This is a genomic window from Vibrio sp. 1069 (assembly GCF_033340555.1).
The window spans coordinates 1-509 of the sequence record NZ_JAWOWP010000987.1 but is presented as its reverse complement, the minus strand read 5'-3'; the positions used below and the strand labels follow the sequence as shown (position 1 = coordinate 509).

The 509-nt window shown below is 47.9% G+C and carries 1 pseudogene; it reads right to left on the bottom strand.

From position 1 onward, the window contains the following. Positions 1-97: 97 nt before the first annotated feature. Positions 98-509: pseudogene (locus R7040_RS30185) on the bottom strand (glycogen debranching enzyme); the annotation flags it as partial.

Sequence of the window (509 nt, the reverse complement as noted above, 5' to 3'; positions counted from 1 at the left end):
AGTGTTCAAAGATGTATGCTGGGGTATCTGTCTGCAAGCAATGAAAAAAGCCGATACAGATGTTTGTATCGGCTTTTTATTTTAGGTGTTGTATTGGCTAGCTTTGCAATGGCTCACCTTGTGGCGAATTTGGCTTTGGCTGGTAATGCAAAATCACCATCGAGGTCGGTGACAGTAAGACTTCGCCTTCTGCGTGCCCAGGATTGAGGTTGCGCACATTGGTATCACAAATCGTTACCCATTCTTGATTACGCTCGTTTGGCAGCTTAAATCGCGCAGTGGCGTTCGTTTGGTTGATGAGGTAAACCAACTCTTGCCCGTCTTTACCAATGCCTAAGTGAAGCGCTACGGAGCTTAATCGGTTCCAGTCGTCGTGTTCCATTAATCGGCCATCGGTTCGACGCCAGAAAATGCGGTTGTTGTTGCGATTTTCGCCGCTGAAAGCACGGATGAAAGGCACCATGTATTGGTGACGGTTTGCGGCCATTGGCGCCATCCAAGTTTTGAAG